This window comes from Elizabethkingia bruuniana (assembly GCF_002024805.1).
GTDB classification, from domain to species: domain Bacteria; phylum Bacteroidota; class Bacteroidia; order Flavobacteriales; family Weeksellaceae; genus Elizabethkingia; species Elizabethkingia bruuniana.
In genome coordinates this window covers 1,649,526-1,668,392 of the sequence record NZ_CP014337.1, presented here as the reverse complement: position 1 = coordinate 1,668,392, position 18,867 = coordinate 1,649,526, and the positions used below count along the sequence as shown (strand labels likewise).

Genomic DNA, 18,867 nt, shown 5'->3' with positions numbered 1-18,867 from the left:
ATTTTACTAAGAATAGAAATTGGGTGTAGTATATATTCTCAAATCTATAGTGAATTAGATCTTTATTATAAAATGTGATAAAGGGAATTATAATACGGGCTTGTTTTAGGCTGTATTAGTCACAATTAAGATGTTAAATTTAGTATAATAATCAGCAAACAACCGTTAGGAATCGCCAAAAATAGTTATATTAGTGAACGAACACTGAATTATAATTAAAATGGCAAAAACCAATCAAAGTTTTAAAATCGAAAAATCTCTTCAGCATCTTGGAATCTCTAAAGACAATAAAGGTGCTTCTTCCGGAACCAAATTTTTTGCAACCGGGAAATCTATTGACTCTTATTCACCGGTAGATGGTAAACTAATCGCAAGCGTGAAAACAGCTTCTGAAAAGGATTATGAGAAGATTATCAAACTTGCACAGCAGGCTTCTTCTGAGTTCAGGTTAATGCCTGCACCCAAAAGAGGAGAAATCATCAGACAATTCGGATTAAAGCTGAGAGAATATAAAGAGGATCTTGGTAAGCTGGTTTCTTATGAAATGGGGAAATCTCTTCAGGAAGGCTGGGGAGAGGTGCAGGAAATGATTGATATCTGTGATTTCGCAGTCGGATTATCCCGTCAGTTACACGGATTTACTATGCATTCGGAACGTTCGCAACACAGAATGTATGAACAATATCATCCACTTGGAATCGTAGGAATTATATCAGCTTTTAATTTCCCGGTAGCGGTATGGAGCTGGAATGCAGCATTGGCCCTAATATGTGGAAATGCTATTATATGGAAGCCTTCAGAAAAAACACCACTTTGTGCTGTAGCTTGTCAGAATATTATGGCCGAAGTTCTGAAAGAGAATAAGCTGCCGGAAGGAATTTCCAATCTTGTAATCAGCGATCATGTAATAGGACAGAAGATGGTCGAAAGTAAAGATGTCCAGTTGATATCATTTACAGGTTCTACGGCTGTAGGAAGAGAAGTTGCTTCCAAAGTTGCCGGACGTTTCGGTAAATCTATCTTAGAATTAGGCGGTAACAACGCTATTATCATCACTGAAAATGCGGATCTGGAAATGTCTATTATCGGTGCAGTATTTGGTGCGGTCGGAACAGCAGGGCAGAGATGTACTTCTACAAGACGATTGATTATCCACGAAAGTGTATATGATAAAGTTAAGACTAAGCTTGTAAAAGCTTATGGTCAGCTGAAAATAGGAAATCCATTAGATGTGGAAAATCATGTAGGTCCACTAATCGATGATCATGCAGTAAAACAATACGAAAATTCCATTGCTAAGTGCAAAAAAGAAGGCGGGAAATTTATTGTTGAAGGGGGTCTGCTAAAAGGGAAAGAATATGCTTCAGGCTGTTACGTAAAGCCTTGTATCGCTGAAGTGAAAAATTCATACGAAATTGTACAGCATGAAACTTTTGCCCCTATTCTTTATATTATGAAATATAAGACGCTTGAAGAAGCTATTGCTATGCAAAATGATGTTCCGCAGGGACTTTCTTCAGCAATTATGACTCAAAACCTGAGAGAAGCGGAGTTATTCCTGTCTCACGCAGGATCTGATTGCGGAATTGCAAATGTAAATATCGGGACATCCGGAGCGGAGATTGGCGGAGCATTCGGTGGAGAAAAGGAAACTGGCGGTGGAAGAGAATCAGGATCGGATGCATGGAAATATTACATGAGAAGACAGACTAATACAATTAATTATGGTAAGGATTTACCATTAGCTCAGGGAATCAAATTTAATATTTAACCCTGACATTATAATCACAACATTACAGATAAAAACTAATATGTAATTAATTAACGAAAAAATAACCCAAATCAAATGAACAATATTGTAGATAATAATCAGGTAAAAGAAACTTTAGGCAGACATATTCTTGCAGACGGACTGGATATGGTAATGGATTTCGAAAAGTCACACGGCTCTGTAATTGTAGATAATCTTTCAGGTAAAGAATATCTGGATATGTTTTCTATGTTTGCTTCGGCAGCTGTAGGCTACAACCATCCATATATTTTAAAACATCAGGACTGGCTGGGAAAACATGCTACTTATAAGCCTACACTTAGTGATGTTTACCTTCAGGAATATGCTGATTTTTTAGAAGTATTCGAAAGAGTGGTTATCCCGGAGGAATTGCAATATTGTTTCTTTGTAGAAGGTGGTGCATTAGCAGTAGAAAATGCGCTTAAAACGGCTTTTGACTGGAAAACAAGAAAGAACTGGCTGCAGGGAAGCAAGACCGAAGCTTCAATGGTCATTCATTTCCAACAGGCATTTCACGGACGTTCGGGATATACACTGTCATTAACCAATACAGCGGATCCAAGAAAGCATCAGTATTTTCCGAAATTTGACTGGCCAAGAATCATCAACCCGAAATTAACTTTTCCGGTAACAGAAGAAAATCTGGCTTATACGATTGAACAGGAAGGAAAGGCTTTGCTGCATATACAGGAAGCTATTCTGGCCAATCCTTATAAAGTTGCCTGTATAATTATAGAACCTATCCAGGCTGAAGGCGGAGACAATCATTTCCGTCCTGAGTTTTTCCAGGAACTAAGACGTATCTGCGATGAAAATGAAATCTTGTTAATTTTTGACGAAGTGCAAACCGGAATCGGAATTACAGGAAAGATGTTTATGTTCCAGCATATAGGAGTTGTTCCGGATATTGTTAGCTTTGGTAAGAAGACTCAGGTTTGTGGCATTTTGGCCAGTAAAGAAAAACTGGATGAAGTAGAACATCATGTATTCAAAGAATCTTCAAGAATCAACTCTACATTCGGCGGAAACTTTGTCGATATGCTTCGCCTGAAACTGATGCTGGAAATTATTGAAAACGAAAACTTGTTGGAAAATGTTCGGAAGCAAGGGCTTTTTCTGATGGAAGGTTTAATACAATTACAAAATCGTTATCCGGATTATCTGTCCAATGCAAGGGGAGTAGGGATTATGTGTGCAATAGATTTTCCTACGAAAGAACTAAGAAACAAAATTCAGCAACAGTTGTTTGCAGAAGAGGATATTCTGATTTTGCCATGTGGTGAAAAGTCATTACGCTTCCGTCCACATCTTAATGTTCAGCAATCGGATTTAGATAAAGTATTATCTGCTATAAATTCTATTATTTCAAAAATTTAATATTATTTTTTTTACAAATCATTTGCATTTTTGAAATGATTTTACTAATTTTAAACCGATTTAATAATGAAATTGATATGGATTTGAATACAAAGGTGTCGGTTTTTGAAGGAGACAAACCACAAGAAGTACAGTTAATAAAATCTAAACTGGAAGAAGCAGGAATAGAAGCAGAAATTGATAACTCATATATGTCATTTCTCTCTACGCCAACTGCAACAAACCTAAAAGTAAAAGTGTATCTGAAAGACGAAAAAAAAGCTTTCGATGTTATAGACGGCTATTTAAAAGAATTTAATAACAATTAAAACCCCTTATTCATAATTTTAAATTTTACTTTTTTGAGGCCTCTGGAATTTTTTCCAGAGGTTTTTTTTATTGTACGAATTTAATTTAATCACAAAAAAGTGAAATAATTATTTTTTATTCGAATTGTATTACTTAAATTTATCCTAACCAAATAAATATAAGTATATGAGAAATTTAAAAAAGCTTTCAAGAGAAAGTCTAAAAGGTATTAATGGTGGATATAGAATGTGTCCCGAAGATGGAAATTGTGGTGATGGATTTTGTTGTGGACCGGGAGGCTGTAGAAGTATAGCTGGAGCAGGACCTGACACCTATTTATGTAGCCCTCCAACAAGTGGCCCAAAAATAGAGCCTTTTCCAATTGAATGGTAGTTACATAGGGTAAATTCAGTTATAATTTGTTATAAAAAACAGCAACTACTTCAGGAAAGTGAGTTGCTGTTTTATTTATGTTATAAATACTTTCACATGAGTATTTAAAAGCTATTATATGGGATTACAAAAAAGTGAAATAAATATTATTTATTTTCATTCGATTATGTAACTTTATCAGAACCAAATAAATATATAAAATATGAAAAATTTAAAGAAACTTTCAAGAGAGAATTTAAAAGGAATTAATGGCGGATTCAGAATGTGTCCTGAAGATGGGAATTGTGGAAACAATTATTGTTGTTCAACAGCAGGAGGGTGCAGACCAATATCAGGTGCGGGCCCAAATACCTATTATTGTATAGCCTTTCCAGTTAGTTAATATCCTATATTAAAGAGTCTAAGATTAATATAATTTTTTTTAGAAAAAGGCAACTACTTCAGGCAAGTGAGTTGCTTTTTTTATTACTACCATGGTGCATAATGATTTAAATATTAAAGTGGTTTAATGAAAAAGTCCCGATTGCTCGGGACTCACCAAATCACATTTATTATATTATGAAAAATATAACTCTGTACTAAAGTTACAATATTTATTTATACAAAATAATGTTTATTAAATTATTTTCACTGTATATATCTATAATTATAGATTAAATTTAAATGTCTATTTATTAAATAAAAAAATATGAAACAAAGATTATATTTATTTAGTTTTTTGGTATTTGGTTTAATACTATATCAAGGACAAACAGAAAATCTGAAAGGAGTTGATCAGGAAATTCAAAAGATTATTGAAGATTATAAAGGTGTTGGTTTGTCTGTGGCTATCGTTAGAAATGATAAAGTCATTTACTCTAAGGGTTTTGGTTATCGTGATCTTGAACATAAATTACCAGTGACAACCAATACATTATTTGGAATAGGGAGTAATACTAAAGCTTTTACCTCTGCATTAATCGGAATATCAAATACAGAAAAGAAGCTATCTGTTAAAGATAAGCCTTCAAAATATATTCCGCATCTGGAATTTCCTACAGACAGGATGAATGACCTGATAACTATTGAAGATTTGTTAGACCATAGGAGTGGGTTAGGATCTGTAGATGGTTCGTATATTTTTTTTCCCTCGGACAAAAGAATTGACCTTCTGAATAAACTACCATATCTAAAAGCAAACGGAGAGCCTAAAAACAGCTGGATATATAGTAATTTCGGGTATATTATTCTGGGAGTGGTTGCAGAGCAGCTATATAATAGTACATGGGAAAAACTTATAAATGAGAAAATATTCAGTCCGTTAAAAATGAATAATAGTAATATATCGGCTGATGAATTAATAAAGCATGAAGATTTCTCATATCCCTATGGTATTTATAAGGGAAGAGCTGAAAGAGTTCTGTTTCAGAAAACTGGAAATGATAATCCCGGAGCAGGAATTAACAGTTCTGCAAATGATATGGCTAACTGGCTGAAACTTTGGTTGAATTACGGAAGTTTTGATGGAAAACAGATTGTCTCGAAAAATTATGTGAAAAATGCAATGAGTACTAAGGCTGTAATTGATGGGAATCCGCCAGCAAAGAAAGATCAGGCTAACTATTTATTTGGATATGGATATGGTTGGAATACAAATATTTTCCATGGTCATTACAGAGTATATCATGGGGGACTTGTTTCAGGGTTTTCATCCAATGTTGTTTTATTTCCAGCAGATGGTTTTGGTATTGTGGTTCTAAGTAATCAGCATAACACTGATTTGCCATATACTATTGCCAGCATGCTTGCTCTCAGGATGTTAGGGTTAGATCATAACAAGCCTTATAGTTATGAGAAAGAAATACATGATATTTTAAAACCGGATAATTTCATTAAACCTGTTAATGAAATTAAAAAGCCAACACATGATCTGGATTCATATTGCGGCGAATATGAGAATAAAGGTTACGGAATAATTAAGATAGTTAAAGAAGATAATAAGCTTTATGCTGTTTTTCCTGCATTCAAATTTTTATTGGAACATTCGCATTATGATTATTTCAGGTTAAAATTTACAGAAGAATTTCCACAACAAATGAATCCTGATCTTAATTTTGGCTTTAGATTAAATAGCAAAGGAGAAGTTTCTGAATTAGAGATGGATATCCAGCGTGGAACAATTTTCAAGAAGATAAAATAGCTGTCTTTTAAAATGCAAAGAATTTTTTAATAAAAAGTGCCTTGTATAAAATACAAAGCACTCTGAATTTGGTGTTTTAATCTTGTATGTAATTTAAAGTAAATCCGGGAAAATAAATAAACAAAAAGGAAACATCTATTCTTTGTCAAAATGGACCTTGCTTCCGGATACTCAATTTTTCATATCAAAGTGTTTAATCGGATTGCTTTGCAAATATATAAATAAATCCCATTTAAGTGAAATTTATTTGTCGCAAAAATTCAAAATACTGATGTTTAAAGAATATTTGTCTGTTTTTAATAAAATAAAGGAAGTACCAAAGTAAATATAATTTAAAATAAAAGACCAATTGTAGGAGTATTTAAATTAAAAGAACTAACTTGATTATCAATAAATTATATATGGCAAAGAAAAAGTCTAAAATTGGTAATATTTCTGATCGGTTAGGGAACTTGACTAAAAATTCGGAGTTACAAAAAGCCAGAGATATACTGGAAAAAGCAAAGGCTATTAACAGAACGGTGAGACTCGCACCGTCGACGGATAATGAATTTCGGAGAGAAAAAGATAAAAAGAAAGATCAGTAGCCATCAACTTTTCATAATGAAATTTAATAAGCTTATCCCTAGAAATACTTTTAATAAGCTTTTAGAAAACAAAGCTTATGCTGAATATAAAAAAATAAAAGCCCTCAATTAAGAGGGCTTAATTATTTTATCCATTTGGACAACATATTGGATATGGATCTGTTCCCCTTGGCAGACATATGCTGGTAGGACCATTACCATCATTGCAAACTGGACAGAACATTCTGATACATCCGGTGCCGCTACCTCCATTGATTTTTTTCAGTTCAGCTTTTGTAATTTTTCTCATAATACTAATATTTATTTGGTTAAATATAAAGATAATCATAATTCTAATAGTTGTGATATGTTTTTAATAAAAAATTTAAATACTAACGTTTTCAGATACTTATCATTATGGGATGAGTATATATTAATGGTTTTGAAATATTTTTATTAAATGTCAGGCAAGGATTTAAAATTGTTGCATTTATATAAATGAGTACTCAAAGTAGAAATTTTTTAATCAACAATTAATTCAAATGAAAAAGTTCATAAATCTGAAAGCTTTTTTACAGCTTGTCATTTTATTAAGTATTCCTTTTATTCTTTCAAATTGCAGAAGCGATAATGATAAAAGACCAAATCCTGTTCCCGGAGATCCAAAGGTTGAAGACGTTAATGGTAGTTATGCCGGAAAGTTAGGAATATCACAAGGTACTACTAAGAGTGAAATTAATGTTTCCTTTACGGCTCAAAAAAATGTTGTTTCGTTTACCGAATTCCCGATGAAAGAGATTATTAGTTCAATAATTTCTGATCCTACTAAAGCTAATCAGGCTTTAGCTTCAATTGGTAAAGTTAAATATGAAGTTAGTTATACGGCAGTTTTGAGTAAATCAAAAAAGGAAGTAGAGCTTACCTTCTCACCTAAAGATCTTACTTTTCAAGTTCCAATAGATGGGGTAAATAAAAAAGTAACAGTTACATTTGCCCAGATCAAACAAGGAATATTTGCTAAAACTAATACACAAAATCTTAATCTGGAATTAGGAGCCCCTAAAATAACTGTTGAAAGCACTGCAGTTACTCCTTTTAATCAGATCATATATAATTTTGCAATGCTGAAGAAATAAGATAAATAAGATTTGTCCGGGTGTACTTATACTAGTGTTAGTGTATGTACACCCTTTTTACTCATTTAAATTTGAGAATACTATAAATGCCTCAAGAAGATAACCCAGAAATAAGGCTGGTGAAACGATTAGTTATAAAAGAACAAACAGCCTGGAAGGAATTATACAATTCTTATTCAAGGGAGCTTACATCTGTATGCAGGAGATACCTGAAAGGGCAGGATGATATACACGATGTACTGCAAAATGGCTTTATAAAAATGTTTCATAGTATAGATTCTTTTAAATACATGGGACCAGGCTCTTTGAAAGCCTGGATAATGCGTATAATTATTAATGAGGTTTTACAATACATAAGAAAATTTTCAAAGATGGAATTTTCAGTAGCTGATGAAGAGCTTACAATCTTGGATAATGATGAAGAACCAGAGTTAACTGATTTTTCTATGGAAGATTTGCTCACAATGATAAGATCATTACCTGATGGTTACAGAATTGTTTTTAATCTGTATGTGTTTGAAAGTAAGTCACACAGGGAAATTGCAGAGTTACTTTCGATAAGTGAAGGCTCATCGGCTTCTCAGTTACATAAAGCAAAAAGAAAGCTTGTGCATCAAATTAATACATGCAAACAATTAAAAAATAAAGGGCTATGAAAGACAAATGGTTAATAGACCTGAAGAATAAAATTGAAGGTCATGAAAACAATCCGCCGGAAGGATTATGGGAGAGTATTGAAAATGAAATATTCCCGGAAAATACAAATGATTATCATAAGCAGAAAGTAAGATTCAAATTAAGCCATATAATAAATACGATAGGTATTGCAGCGACAATTGCACTAGTGGTTTCTCTAATATTCTTCTATGATGAAAAAGAAGTAATCAATAATGAAACTTTTGATAAACATATAAGTAGTAAATCTGCAGAGTATGATTTATCAGTCCATCCTGTGAATGAAGGAATAAAGAAAAATATACAAGATGTTAATTATAAAGCTGATGATAGCAATATTTCGCATACTATTGCCAACAGTGTAATAAATAATCAGATTACAATAAGTTTAAGAACACAAAATAAAAGTATAGAATCAATTTATAAAAACGAACATAAGCTTAATGAGATTAAGAAAGATGTTGTAAATAAACCAGAAGAATTGGCTTTGGCCTTTGCAATGAAGAATAAGAATGAGATGACTTCATCAATAGCCGGGCTGCCTTCGGGTGGAGATTTTGTCAGGATTGAGAATGATGATCTAAAAAGTAAATCTATTCTCGATAGTAAATGGACATTAAACTTTACTTCCCGACAAACAGCATCCAATTCTTCGACTCAAAAAGGTTATACTCTGATGAATGGGCCACTTGAGACATTGCCAAATGATGGAGTAGAGACTTCCGGAAGCCCAGTATCCGAAATATTATCCGAGAACATGAATCAGGATGTTAATACTAATATAAAACACCGACTTCCGATAAGAATTGGCTTGTCAGTTTCTTATCGGTTGAATGATAAGTGGTCTGTTACAACCGGACTTACATATACAAAACTTACTTCAGATCTTCTATCCGGGACTGATGCAAACTTAATTAAAAGTGAACAGGTTATAAAGTACATTGGAGTTCCTGTGCAGGTTAATTATAATATTTGGCAGAAAGGAAACTTAGCTGCTTATGCTGGTGCTGGTGTACAAATTGAAAAATCAATATCCGGAATCATAAATACAAATTATATCGTTCATCACCAGACAAAGGAAAGTACATCATCAAAAATTAGAATAAATTCGCTGCAAACCTCATTAAATGTTGGATTGGGTGTGCAATACAAAGTTTATAAAAATTTTGGTTTCTACTTAGAACCTGGCTTACGTTATTATTTTAATGATGGTAGTGATGTTAGAACTCTATATAAAGACAGACCACTGAATATGAATCTGGAATTTGGTATGAGATATTATATTCATTAACTATATATTAAATATGCATAATAAGCAGTATTGAGCGGGATTAATAGAACATTTACAAAGATTATTTAAAAAGTAATAACAATAATTATTATTAAATGTAAATTATATAATAGGAATTAGTATTTTTACGTCCGATCAAAATATATGACATGAAAATAAAACTACTAATTTTTTCAGTTTTTGTACTAAGCACGACTATTGCTTGTACAACTGACAGAGACCAGGATTCAGTTAATGCTGATGCTTCTGTATCAATTAAGAACATTTCCAATAAAATTAAGCTGAAAAAAACGCAACCAGCTAAAACTGCAGAGGCAAAAACCGTTTTGTTAAACCCATCAGAAACAATAGATCCAACAAAATCGGATAGACCTAAATAAAAAATTAAGCCCTAGGAATAGGGCTTTTTTTATTATCCATATGGACAACATATTTCGAATGGTCTTGCACCTATTGGGATACATGCATAATATGGTCCATCGTTATTACTGCATTGCGGACAAAGTGCCATATAACAAGCTTGACCACCATTGATTTTTCTTAAATCAGATTTCTGAATTTTTTTCATAATAATATTTATTTGGTTAGATTGTAAATGTAATTCTACATATAGTGATATATTATTGTAAATTAAATAATAATAAAAACGTCATAATCACATAAATATGTATTATTAGTTTTAATTGAATAGCTCTATTAATAAGCTTTTCTTGAAATAAGAGGAGGAGTATAGTTGTAATAAAAACAGTAAAATTCGTAAAATAAATAAACAGCTGTAACTGATTTATTTATTTATAGCTTTTTGGGCTTATGGCTTTAAATGTTTTCTTAGCTTGGGCAATTTCCACTAGGAGCCTCTACGCACTCATAAACTAAGTTGTGGCGTTTAACAATCGGACAACAATTATATCCTTTATTGCATCCAGTAGTTCTACAATCTCCAACGTTAACAGCTGCTCCAATAATATTTTTTTTGTCTTTTCTTGTTAGTTTTTTCATTTTGAGATTTATTTAATTGGTTAACAAGTAAATATAATTAAATTCACAATAAAGTGATTTAATATAGTATGGATAATTAAAATTATATAAAATACCTATTGTAAAAATACATAGACTGGTTAAGAAGCTGCCATGGTAGCAATTAAAAAGCTGTTGAAATTTACAATGAGAGGAAAATAATTAAGGAGATAGAATTCTATCTCCTTAATTAATTAAATAAATGACTAGCAAGAAGCTAAACACTCTTTAGCTCCAGCTTCATCTGCTGTAACAAATTTTACGAATCCAAAAGGTCCGGTTCCACAATTACAAGCAACATAAGTATCTCTTGGAATTTGATATCCTCCATTAATGGTTTTCAACTGACTTCTGTTTAGTGCGTTATTAGCATTTAATTTCTTGAACTTTTTCATTATTTGAAATTTTGTTGGTTAAGTTGTAAATATAGATAATATTCACAATACTGTGATTTAACATAAAAAAATAATTGAAATTAGATAAATAATCTAGTAAATAAGTGCGGAAACCCGCAAGGAGATTCGGAAACAATAAAATATTACAACAATGAAAATATTCAAAAACCTATCACTTGAAGATAAACTGGAGCCTGAGGTTTATAATCCTTCTTTTTGTCATCGGTATTGTCGTAGTCACCGCCTAGTGGAGCGATATATTTAATGTTCAAAGTTTAGCACTAAGATTTGTGTGAAAAAAAATATTAAAAAGCTGTGGGAATATGTCATAATAGGAAATAAAAACCCCTCAATAAAGAGGGGGTGATTTAACCTGGACAATTAATACTTTTTCTTCCGTTCATACAAACACCTAAACAATAAACATATCTAGGTGGGCATATTAATTCAATTTCTGTTTCACCGCCATTAATTTTTTTTAAATCTTCTCTTTTTAGTTTTTTTAACTTTTTCATGTTTTTAATATTTAATTATACAGGTTCAAAAGTAAACAAGGCAATAAATAAAAAATTGTAAAAATGGAACATCAGAAATTAAGGTTTCAAATGCCAGAATGTGTCTTCTTTCCCCAAAATAGTTCCTCTTGCAAAAAAAGATTTTGGAGAATTTGCAGTTAGGTTTTTATATGTTTTGTTGAAATGAGATTGATCATTGAAATTAAACTCATAGGCCAATTGGGTGAAACTTCCATTAGACTTTTCAAAAAGTTTTTTATTTATAGTTTGCCTGAAAAGTACTATTTCGTGAAGCTTTTTTACGGAAACACCTAAATGTTGCTGAAAAAGCCGATTTAGATGTTGCCTGCTGATTTGGAGCTCATTTGACAGTTCTGTAACTGAAAATTCTTCATAATAGCGGAATATATATTCTATGGATTTGTCAAGGATTATGTTTTCAAATTTCTCAAATCTCTCCTCTAAAAAGCTATCCAATAAACTGGTAAGTACATCTGTTGCATATAGTGAGAAAATTTTTCTAAGTTCAGTTTGAGTGAAAAATTCATAATCTGTGATATACTCTGAAAAATCTAAATTCTTATAAAATTGCTGGATTCCAAGAGGGTGAAAGATAATGACGATTCTCTCAACTTTTCCCAGTTGTTTTACATTCAGAACTGTTGTTCGAATTGGTGTGAAAATCTGAAATGGTGGCGCTGTTTGCTCAAAAACCATTTCTCCGCCCCCTAATCGGGTATGGGATTTATAGATCGATATTGTATTGTTAAAATGAGGAAAGCATTGAAATTCATTGATTTCATTGTCAGGTTTTATATCCAGGTAGTAATAGTTAACATACTTTTTGATAATGGGATTTTCCGGCTTGAATGTTTCAAATATTTTCTTCATCTATTAGTAGCATTATTTTCTAAAATAGGTTATAATATAAATAGTTAAAAATACAAAAAATGCAATTTAGTGGACATTGACTTCTTCTTGTCCTATTCTGAAATAGCTTAATGTAAAGCTTATTATGGAAAACTTGAAGCAGAAGGAAAAATATATTTCCGCATTGGAGTAGCTGGAAGGCTTATTTTTTGTAAATAATTTGTGAAATATTTTGATTAACAGAATATTATCGTTATTTTAGAGATAGTTCGAAAATTGATGAAGATGATTAAGTATTTTATTTACAAAATGGAGTGTGATAATTTTCCACCAACACAAGAATTTATGCTTGTAAAACCTAAAGAATTGGACTTGTACTTAAAACAAGATTGGAAAATTATATCAGTTGAGTATTTTATAATATCCTCTTTAAAAGATAAGTGGATGTTATTATCAGATGAATGGAAGATATTCTGGATAGGTTCGCTAATAGCAATATTTCTTTCACTTGTTTAAAAATTAAAAGGGGCAATTAAGCCCCTTGTTTTTGGAAATTCTTATCAACTTTCTGAAATTTGTTGATGAACTTGAATTTGATTTTCTGCTGATCTGTATCATATATGTATACAGATCAGACTTGTTTTAGATCATTTGTGAGTAAATACCCAATTCTAAATTGTCTTTCATTTATCACATTAATTGTGAACACTAGGGTAAGTGAGAAAAATAGTTTTACTATTATTTACTAGAGTAAAATATTGTAAATCAATTTTTTATAGGAGTAGTGGAGAATACGGGATTCGAACCCGTGACCTTTTGACTGCCAGTCAAACGCGCTAGCCAACTGCGCCAATCCCCCGATGCAGTTGCAATAGTAAATATTTTTTTGGACGTGTACAAAATTTTTTACAAAAAAATGCGTTATAATCCTATGTAATCTATATTTTTCTTAATTTTAGGTCTATGATAAAAAAGATATTCTTACTCAGTATTTTTTCTTTATTCATTATTTCATGTTCTTCTTCCAAAGTAGTTACCAAGAGACCTACGGGCGGGAAAAACTATGGTAAGAACTATGCCTTAAGAAATCTTAATTCTAATTTCAGCGGAAGCAATTCCCGCAAAGTAGACAAGCTTTTACGTACTGCAGAGGATTATATGGGGACACCCTATAAATTTGGTGGTGTAACAAGATCTGGTATGGACTGCTCCGGATTTATTACCACGGTATATGACAGTCAGGATGTGAATCTTCCACGAAGATCCGAAGACCAGTCTCGTGAAGGCAGAGAAATTTCTATAAAAAATGTAATTCCCGGAGATCTTTTATTTTTTGCAACATCCGGAGGCTCACGTGTTTCCCATGTCGGAATTGTCCATACAATTAGAGATGGAGAAGTCAATTTCATTCATGCCTCTACAAGCAAAGGGGTGATGATCTCCTCGCTGAATGAAAAATATTGGAATAAAGCCTATCTAAGTGCCAGAAGAGTCTTATAAATTTATTAAATTTGTCACTTAAAATTCACTAAAACTATACTAAGCATTATGAGTTTGCAAGAGACAATTGAGAAAATCTGGGATAACAGAGATTTACTACAAGATAAAGAAAATCAGGAAATCATTCGTGAGGTAATTATGCAGTTGGATTTAGGAGAGCTACGTGTAGCTGAACCTACTGAAAACGGATGGCAGGTAAACGAATGGGTGAAGAAAGCTGTGGTAATGTATTTCCCTATTCAGAAGATGACAACTATCGAGGTTGGTCCTTTTGAATTCCATGATAAAATCCCGTTAAAGAAAAACTACGCAGATAAAGGTGTAAGAGTTGTTCCTCATGCTATTGCAAGACACGGAAGCTTTGTTGCTCCAGGTGTTATTATGATGCCTTCTTACGTAAATATCGGTGCTTATGTAGACAGTGGTACAATGGTAGATACATGGGCAACAGTAGGAAGCTGTGCACAGATCGGTAAAAATGTTCACCTGAGTGGTGGTGTTGGTATCGGTGGTGTACTAGAGCCATTACAAGCAGCTCCGGTAATTATTGAAGACGATTGTTTCGTAGGTTCACGTTGTATTGTTGTAGAAGGAGTTCATGTAGAAAAAGAAGCTGTATTAGGTGCTAATGTTGTACTAACAGCATCTACCAAGATTATCGATGTAACCGGTGACGAGCCTGTAGAAATTAAAGGTCGTGTTCCGGCAAGAAGTGTAGTTATTCCGGGAAGTTATACAAAGAAATTTCCGGCTGGGGAATTCCAGGTTCCTTGTGCCCTTATCATAGGTAAAAGAAAAGAATCTACAGATCTTAAAACGTCATTGAACGACGCTTTAAGAGAGCATAATGTAGCTGTATAGATTTCTTTTACATGATACGAAATACTGTTTTTAGACTTTGGTCTAAATACGGAAAATTCATAGAGCAACCGAAATATATTTTTAGTATTTATATTTTGGTTGCTGTATTTTCTGCTATTGCCAAATACAGAGGAGGTCCGTCTAAATACAACAACTATCTGATCTTTAAAAATGTTTTCAGAAACACCCTCCTTCAACAAAATCTTTATGTAGAATATCCACTTCTGCACTTCGATAAAAATCATTACGGAATAATATTCAGTGTACTTATTGCTCCGTTTACAATTTTACCGGACTGGTTAGGAATGATTTTATGGAATATTGCCAATGTAGGTTTGTTTATCTACGCTGTAAAGCAATTACCATTCTCCGAAAAAATGAAATCTTTTTTTGCATGGTTATGCTTTCAGGAGCTTATTACGGCTATGGTAAGTTTCCAGTTTAATGTTGCATTAACAGGACTTATTATACTGTCTGCATGTTTTATTTACCAGAGAAAAGAAAGCCAGTCGGCTATTGCGATTCTTTTAGGAACTTTTGTCAAAATATATGGTATAGTAGGGCTTAGCTCATTCTTCTTTGTTCAGAATAAAAAGAAATTTATTGCAACGTTAATTATCGGTGCAGTTGTATTTTTGGCTATTCCTATGCTTTATTCATCCGTACATTTTGGACTGCAGTCCTATACAGACTGGTATGTAGAACTGGTGAAAAAGAATAATGATAACCAGGTTCTGGGAAATATGCAGGATATATCTTTGATGGGAATTGTAAGAAGAGTTTTGGGAGATGCCAATATATCCAATTTATGGTTTATAGCTGTTGGATTGCCATTATTTGCTTTACCGTATCTTCGGATTAAACAGTATAAGAATCAGGCCTTTCAGTTGATGATCTTAGCTTCTACTTTACTGTTTACAGTGTTATTTAGCTCTGGATCTGAATCTCCAACATATATTATTGCAGTTGCCGGAGTTATGATCTGGTATCTTATTCAGAAAGATAAAAGCAAACTTGTTAATGGTCTTATGTTGTTTGTGCTGATTCTGACTTGTTTCGGTATGTCGGATTTATTCCCTAAATATGTGAAGCAAAACTATATCATAAAATACTCGTTAAAGGCATTGCCTTGCTGTATTGTATGGTTTAGAATCACTTATGAACTGCTGACAAAGGATTTTAATAAAAACTATCAATTGCAATAAAATGAAGAAAATTAATATTGTAATACCAGCCCATAATGAGGAAAAGAATGTTCCTATAATGAGGGAGCGTATCGCTGCTGTATTTTCTTCATTAAAAGATTATACTTATGAGATTATCTTTGTTAACGATGGCAGTCGAGATACTACGCAGCAGGTTCTAGAAGATCTTGCAACCCAATATCCTGAAGTTAGATATATAGAGCTTTCCCGCAATTTTGGACATCAGGCAGCTTTGAAGGCCGGGCTGGATAATGCTGATGGAAATGCTGTGATTTCTATGGACGGTGACCTGCAACATCCACCTGAACTAATTCCACAGCTTATTAAAGAGTGGGAGAACGGACACGATATAGTATATACCATTAGAAGATATAGTGAGAATATTTCTTTAAGCAAAAAACTAACTTCAGATATCTATTATAAAATAATTTCCTCGATGTCCGATTTTACTATAGAAAAAGGGGCAGGTGCAGATTTTAGATTACTGGATGCAAAAGTTATAGAAGAAATAAGACAAAATCATGAGTCTGATCTTTTTATACGTGGATTAGTAAAATGGGTGGGCTACAAACAGAAAGGAATAAAATTTGTCGCCGCTGACCGTGAAAACGGAATCAGCCAATATACCATAAACAAAATGTTTAAGCTGGCATTAACGGGTGTAACATCTTTTAGTGTAAAGCCATTGTATTTTGCTGCATACCTGGGCTTTTTCTTTTCGGCTTTATCACTACTATATGTACCTTATGTTATCTATTCATTTATGAACGGGAGTGAAATATCCGGATGGGCTTCTCTGATCATGACAATAGTTTTCTTCGGGGGATTGCAATTGGTAATGCTCGGTATTATAGGCATTTATTTGGGTAAGGTATTCAAACAGGTTAAAGATAGACCTCTATTTATTATAAGATCTAAAAATTTTTAAATGATTCTATTAAGTTTTGACATAGAAGAATTTGATATGCCTCTGGAATATGAAGGAACAATTCCGTTTGAAGAGCAATTACAAGTTTCCAGAAACGGTTTACAGAATATATTAGCCATTCTAAAAAAACATAATGCAAAAGCAACTTTCTTTTCGACAGTTGTTTTTGCAGAAAATAATAAAGACCTGATTGAGCAACTGCTTTCAGACGGTCATGAACTGGCATCGCATACTTGGTATCATTCAGAGTTTTCAATTGAAGATTTGAAGAAATCCAGAGAAAAACTTCAGGAAGTCTTCGATACTGATATTGTCGGACTTAGAATGCCAAGGATGATGGAAGTAGATGCTGCAGAAGTAGAGAAAGCTGGTTATACTTATAATTCGTCAGTTAATCCTACATGGCTTCCGGGAAGGTATAATAACCTGAAAGTTAGCAGAAGATATTTTCCACAGGGAAATGTACTTCAAATTCCGGCTTCGGTTTCGCCATGGAGAGTACCTTTGTTCTGGCTGTCATTTCATAATTTTCCTGTAAATATTTACAGATACTTAGCAAAGCGTGCTATAAAAAAGGATGGATATCTTAATATTTATTTCCACCCTTGGGAATTTATGGATATTACTAAGAAAGCCTATGCTTTACCTTCTTATACATGTGTAAATACAGGTGATAAAATGGTACAACGATTTGATGAATTTGTACAATGGCTGAAGCAAAATCAATATACATTTGGTACTTTTAAAGACTTCTTAGAAACAACAAAAAAATGAAGATAGGCTACGACGCGAAACGCTTCTTTCATAATACATCGGGACTTGGGAATTACTCACGTGATTTAGTACGTACACTAGCTGAGTATTTCCCGGAAAACGAATATTTATTGTTTGCCAAAAATACTTCTGAAAGAACCAAAGGCCTTTTGGAAAAGGGTAATATTATTTTCAAAAAAATAACCAAAGGCAATCTTGCCCGCCAGATGAAAATGGGAAAAGATGCCCAAAATGAAGGATGCGATATTTTTCATGGTTTATCCGGTGAATTACCATTAAAATGGAATGATAAAAAGATAAAAAAGGTTGTAACAATTCACGATCTTATTTTTCTGAAGTATCCCCAGTTTTATTCTTTTTTTGACCGCAAAATACATACATGGAAGTTTAAGAGAGCAACAAAAGATTCAGATCTTATTATTGCAATTAGTGAACAAACCAAGAAGGATATTATGGAGTATTTTAAAACTCCCGAATCCAAAATAAAAGTAATTTACCAGACCTGTCACGAAGCTTTTAAGCAGAGCTTTTCAGAAGAAGAATTTACCACTGTAAAGGCTAAATTTAATCTGCCGGAACGCTTTATTCTGAATGTCGGAACAATAGAAGAACGTAAAAACCTATTTTCAGTTGTCAAAGCAATAAAAGGAACTGATATTCCATTGGTTGTTGTTGGAAGAGAAACTAAATATAGCCAAAGAATTAGGAAATTTATGGTGCAGAATAATATGGAAAAACAAGTTTTTTTCCTTACCGATGTCAACATGACTGAACTAGCACAGATCTATCAACTGGCAGATATATTTATTTATCCTAGTTTGTATGAAGGTTTTGGTATTCCGGTTATAGAAGCTCTTTTTTCTAAAACACCGGTTATTACAAGTAATGTAAGCTGTCTCCCTGAAGCAGGAGGACCGGATAGCCTTTATGTAAATCCAACCAATACAGAAGATATTAAATCTAAAGTGTTACACTTATGGGAAAATCCCGATGAAGGAAAAAGAAGAGCAGAAAATTCTTTTCAGTTTGTTCAGAAATTTAATGAAAAAGAAATTGCAGAAGAGGTAATGCAGAGCTATACAAATCTTTTAAAGTAATTGTGTCT

At 32.9% G+C, this 18,867-nt stretch carries 22 protein-coding genes and 1 tRNA gene; 17 read left to right on the top strand and 6 right to left on the bottom strand.

What is annotated here, in order from left to right:
• Positions 1–220 precede the first annotated feature (220 nt).
• From amaB to AYC65_RS07780, 6 genes are all read left to right on the top strand, one after another.
• Complete coding sequence (gene amaB, locus AYC65_RS07805; RefSeq protein ID WP_034868271.1) at positions 221–1,771, top strand: L-piperidine-6-carboxylate dehydrogenase; 1,551 nt, start codon at positions 221–223, stop codon at positions 1,769–1,771.
• 75 nt (positions 1,772–1,846) lie between these two features.
• A complete protein-coding gene (gene lat / locus AYC65_RS07800) occupies positions 1,847–3,169 on the top strand; it encodes an L-lysine 6-transaminase (RefSeq protein ID WP_034868273.1) in 1,323 nt (440 codons plus the stop codon).
• A 77-nt stretch (positions 3,170–3,246) separates the two neighbouring features.
• Complete coding sequence (locus AYC65_RS07795) at positions 3,247–3,477, top strand: putative signal transducing protein (RefSeq protein WP_034868501.1); 231 nt, start codon at positions 3,247–3,249, stop codon at positions 3,475–3,477.
• Between the two features lie 166 nt (positions 3,478–3,643).
• A complete protein-coding gene (locus tag AYC65_RS07790) occupies positions 3,644–3,850 on the top strand; it encodes a bacteriocin-like protein (protein ID WP_034868276.1) in 207 nt (68 codons plus the stop codon).
• 688 nt (positions 3,851–4,538) lie between these two features.
• Positions 4,539–6,029 carry a serine hydrolase gene (locus tag AYC65_RS07785; protein WP_034868279.1) on the top strand — a complete coding sequence of 497 codons (1,491 nt, stop codon included), beginning with the start codon at positions 4,539–4,541 and terminating at the stop codon, positions 6,027–6,029.
• Positions 6,030–6,430: 401 nt separating this feature from the next.
• Positions 6,431–6,616, top strand: a complete 186-nt coding sequence (locus AYC65_RS07780; RefSeq protein WP_034868281.1) for a hypothetical protein — start codon at positions 6,431–6,433, stop codon at positions 6,614–6,616.
• A gap of 127 nt (positions 6,617–6,743) precedes the next feature.
• Here the strand turns inward: AYC65_RS07780 and AYC65_RS20745 are convergent, their stop codons facing one another.
• Positions 6,744–6,905: a hypothetical protein gene (locus tag AYC65_RS20745; protein ID WP_157757787.1), complete on the bottom strand. Its 162-nt coding sequence runs from the start codon at positions 6,903–6,905 to the stop codon at positions 6,744–6,746.
• A 232-nt stretch (positions 6,906–7,137) separates the two neighbouring features.
• Between AYC65_RS20745 and AYC65_RS07775 the strand changes: the two genes are divergently transcribed.
• From AYC65_RS07775 to AYC65_RS07760, 4 genes are all read left to right on the top strand, one after another.
• Positions 7,138–7,731 (top strand): DUF4840 domain-containing protein, encoded by a 594-nt coding sequence (locus AYC65_RS07775; RefSeq protein WP_034868284.1) that lies wholly within the window; start codon positions 7,138–7,140, stop codon positions 7,729–7,731.
• Between the two features lie 119 nt (positions 7,732–7,850).
• Positions 7,851–8,387, top strand: coding sequence for an RNA polymerase sigma factor (locus tag AYC65_RS07770; protein ID WP_234300261.1), 537 nt, complete (start codon positions 7,851–7,853; stop codon positions 8,385–8,387).
• Positions 8,384–9,697, top strand: coding sequence for an outer membrane beta-barrel protein (locus tag AYC65_RS07765; RefSeq protein WP_034868290.1), 1,314 nt, complete (start codon positions 8,384–8,386; stop codon positions 9,695–9,697). The genes AYC65_RS07770 and AYC65_RS07765 overlap by 4 nt, the downstream gene beginning before the upstream one ends.
• Before the next feature lie 149 nt (positions 9,698–9,846).
• Positions 9,847–10,077 (top strand): hypothetical protein, encoded by a 231-nt coding sequence (locus tag AYC65_RS07760; protein WP_034868293.1) that lies wholly within the window; start codon positions 9,847–9,849, stop codon positions 10,075–10,077.
• Between the two features lie 448 nt (positions 10,078–10,525).
• On the opposite strand, the gene AYC65_RS20740 is transcribed toward AYC65_RS07760, so the two are convergent.
• The 4 genes from AYC65_RS20740 to AYC65_RS07750 all read right to left on the bottom strand — a co-directional run bounded on the left by AYC65_RS20740 (position 10,526) and on the right by AYC65_RS07750 (position 12,515).
• Positions 10,526–10,696: a hypothetical protein gene (locus tag AYC65_RS20740; RefSeq protein ID WP_157893260.1), complete on the bottom strand. Its 171-nt coding sequence runs from the start codon at positions 10,694–10,696 to the stop codon at positions 10,526–10,528.
• 224 nt (positions 10,697–10,920) lie between these two features.
• On the bottom strand, positions 10,921–11,109 hold the full coding sequence (locus tag AYC65_RS07755) for a hypothetical protein (protein ID WP_034868294.1): 189 nt from the start codon (positions 11,107–11,109) through the stop codon (positions 10,921–10,923).
• A 368-nt stretch (positions 11,110–11,477) separates the two neighbouring features.
• Entirely contained in the window at positions 11,478–11,624 is a 147-nt protein-coding gene (locus AYC65_RS20735) for a bacteriocin-like protein (RefSeq protein WP_157877507.1), read from the bottom strand.
• Positions 11,625–11,702: 78 nt separating this feature from the next.
• Positions 11,703–12,515, bottom strand: a complete 813-nt coding sequence (locus AYC65_RS07750; RefSeq protein ID WP_059333762.1) for a helix-turn-helix domain-containing protein — start codon at positions 12,513–12,515, stop codon at positions 11,703–11,705.
• A 264-nt stretch (positions 12,516–12,779) separates the two neighbouring features.
• Here AYC65_RS07750 and AYC65_RS07745 point away from each other — a divergent pair, with 264 nt between their 5' ends.
• Entirely contained in the window at positions 12,780–13,010 is a 231-nt protein-coding gene (locus tag AYC65_RS07745; RefSeq protein WP_133147564.1) for a hypothetical protein, read from the top strand.
• Between the two features lie 269 nt (positions 13,011–13,279).
• Here the strand turns inward: AYC65_RS07745 and AYC65_RS07740 are convergent.
• A tRNA-Ala gene (locus AYC65_RS07740) sits at positions 13,280–13,353 on the bottom strand.
• A 104-nt stretch (positions 13,354–13,457) separates the two neighbouring features.
• Between AYC65_RS07740 and AYC65_RS07735 the strand changes: the two genes are divergently transcribed.
• The 6 genes from AYC65_RS07735 to AYC65_RS07710 are packed head-to-tail and all read left to right on the top strand — an operon-like array spanning position 13,458 to position 18,859.
• Positions 13,458–13,994 (top strand): C40 family peptidase, encoded by a 537-nt coding sequence (locus AYC65_RS07735; protein WP_034868297.1) that lies wholly within the window; start codon positions 13,458–13,460, stop codon positions 13,992–13,994.
• Positions 13,995–14,042: 48 nt separating this feature from the next.
• A complete protein-coding gene (locus AYC65_RS07730; RefSeq protein WP_034868298.1) occupies positions 14,043–14,855 on the top strand; it encodes a 2,3,4,5-tetrahydropyridine-2,6-dicarboxylate N-succinyltransferase in 813 nt (270 codons plus the stop codon).
• An 11-nt stretch (positions 14,856–14,866) separates the two neighbouring features.
• The gene (locus tag AYC65_RS07725; RefSeq protein ID WP_034868299.1) at positions 14,867–16,060 is read left to right on the top strand and encodes a glycosyltransferase family 87 protein; all 1,194 of its coding nucleotides are present in this window, start codon (positions 14,867–14,869) and stop codon (positions 16,058–16,060) included.
• Position 16,061: 1 nt separating this feature from the next.
• A complete protein-coding gene (locus AYC65_RS07720) occupies positions 16,062–16,988 on the top strand; it encodes a glycosyltransferase family 2 protein (RefSeq protein WP_034868300.1) in 927 nt (308 codons plus the stop codon).
• Positions 16,989–17,762, top strand: a complete 774-nt coding sequence (locus AYC65_RS07715) for a polysaccharide deacetylase family protein (protein WP_034868301.1) — start codon at positions 16,989–16,991, stop codon at positions 17,760–17,762.
• The gene (locus AYC65_RS07710) at positions 17,759–18,859 is read left to right on the top strand and encodes a glycosyltransferase family 4 protein (protein WP_034868302.1); all 1,101 of its coding nucleotides are present in this window, start codon (positions 17,759–17,761) and stop codon (positions 18,857–18,859) included. Before AYC65_RS07715 ends, AYC65_RS07710 begins: the two co-directional genes overlap by 4 nt.
• Positions 18,860–18,867 lie beyond the last annotated feature (8 nt).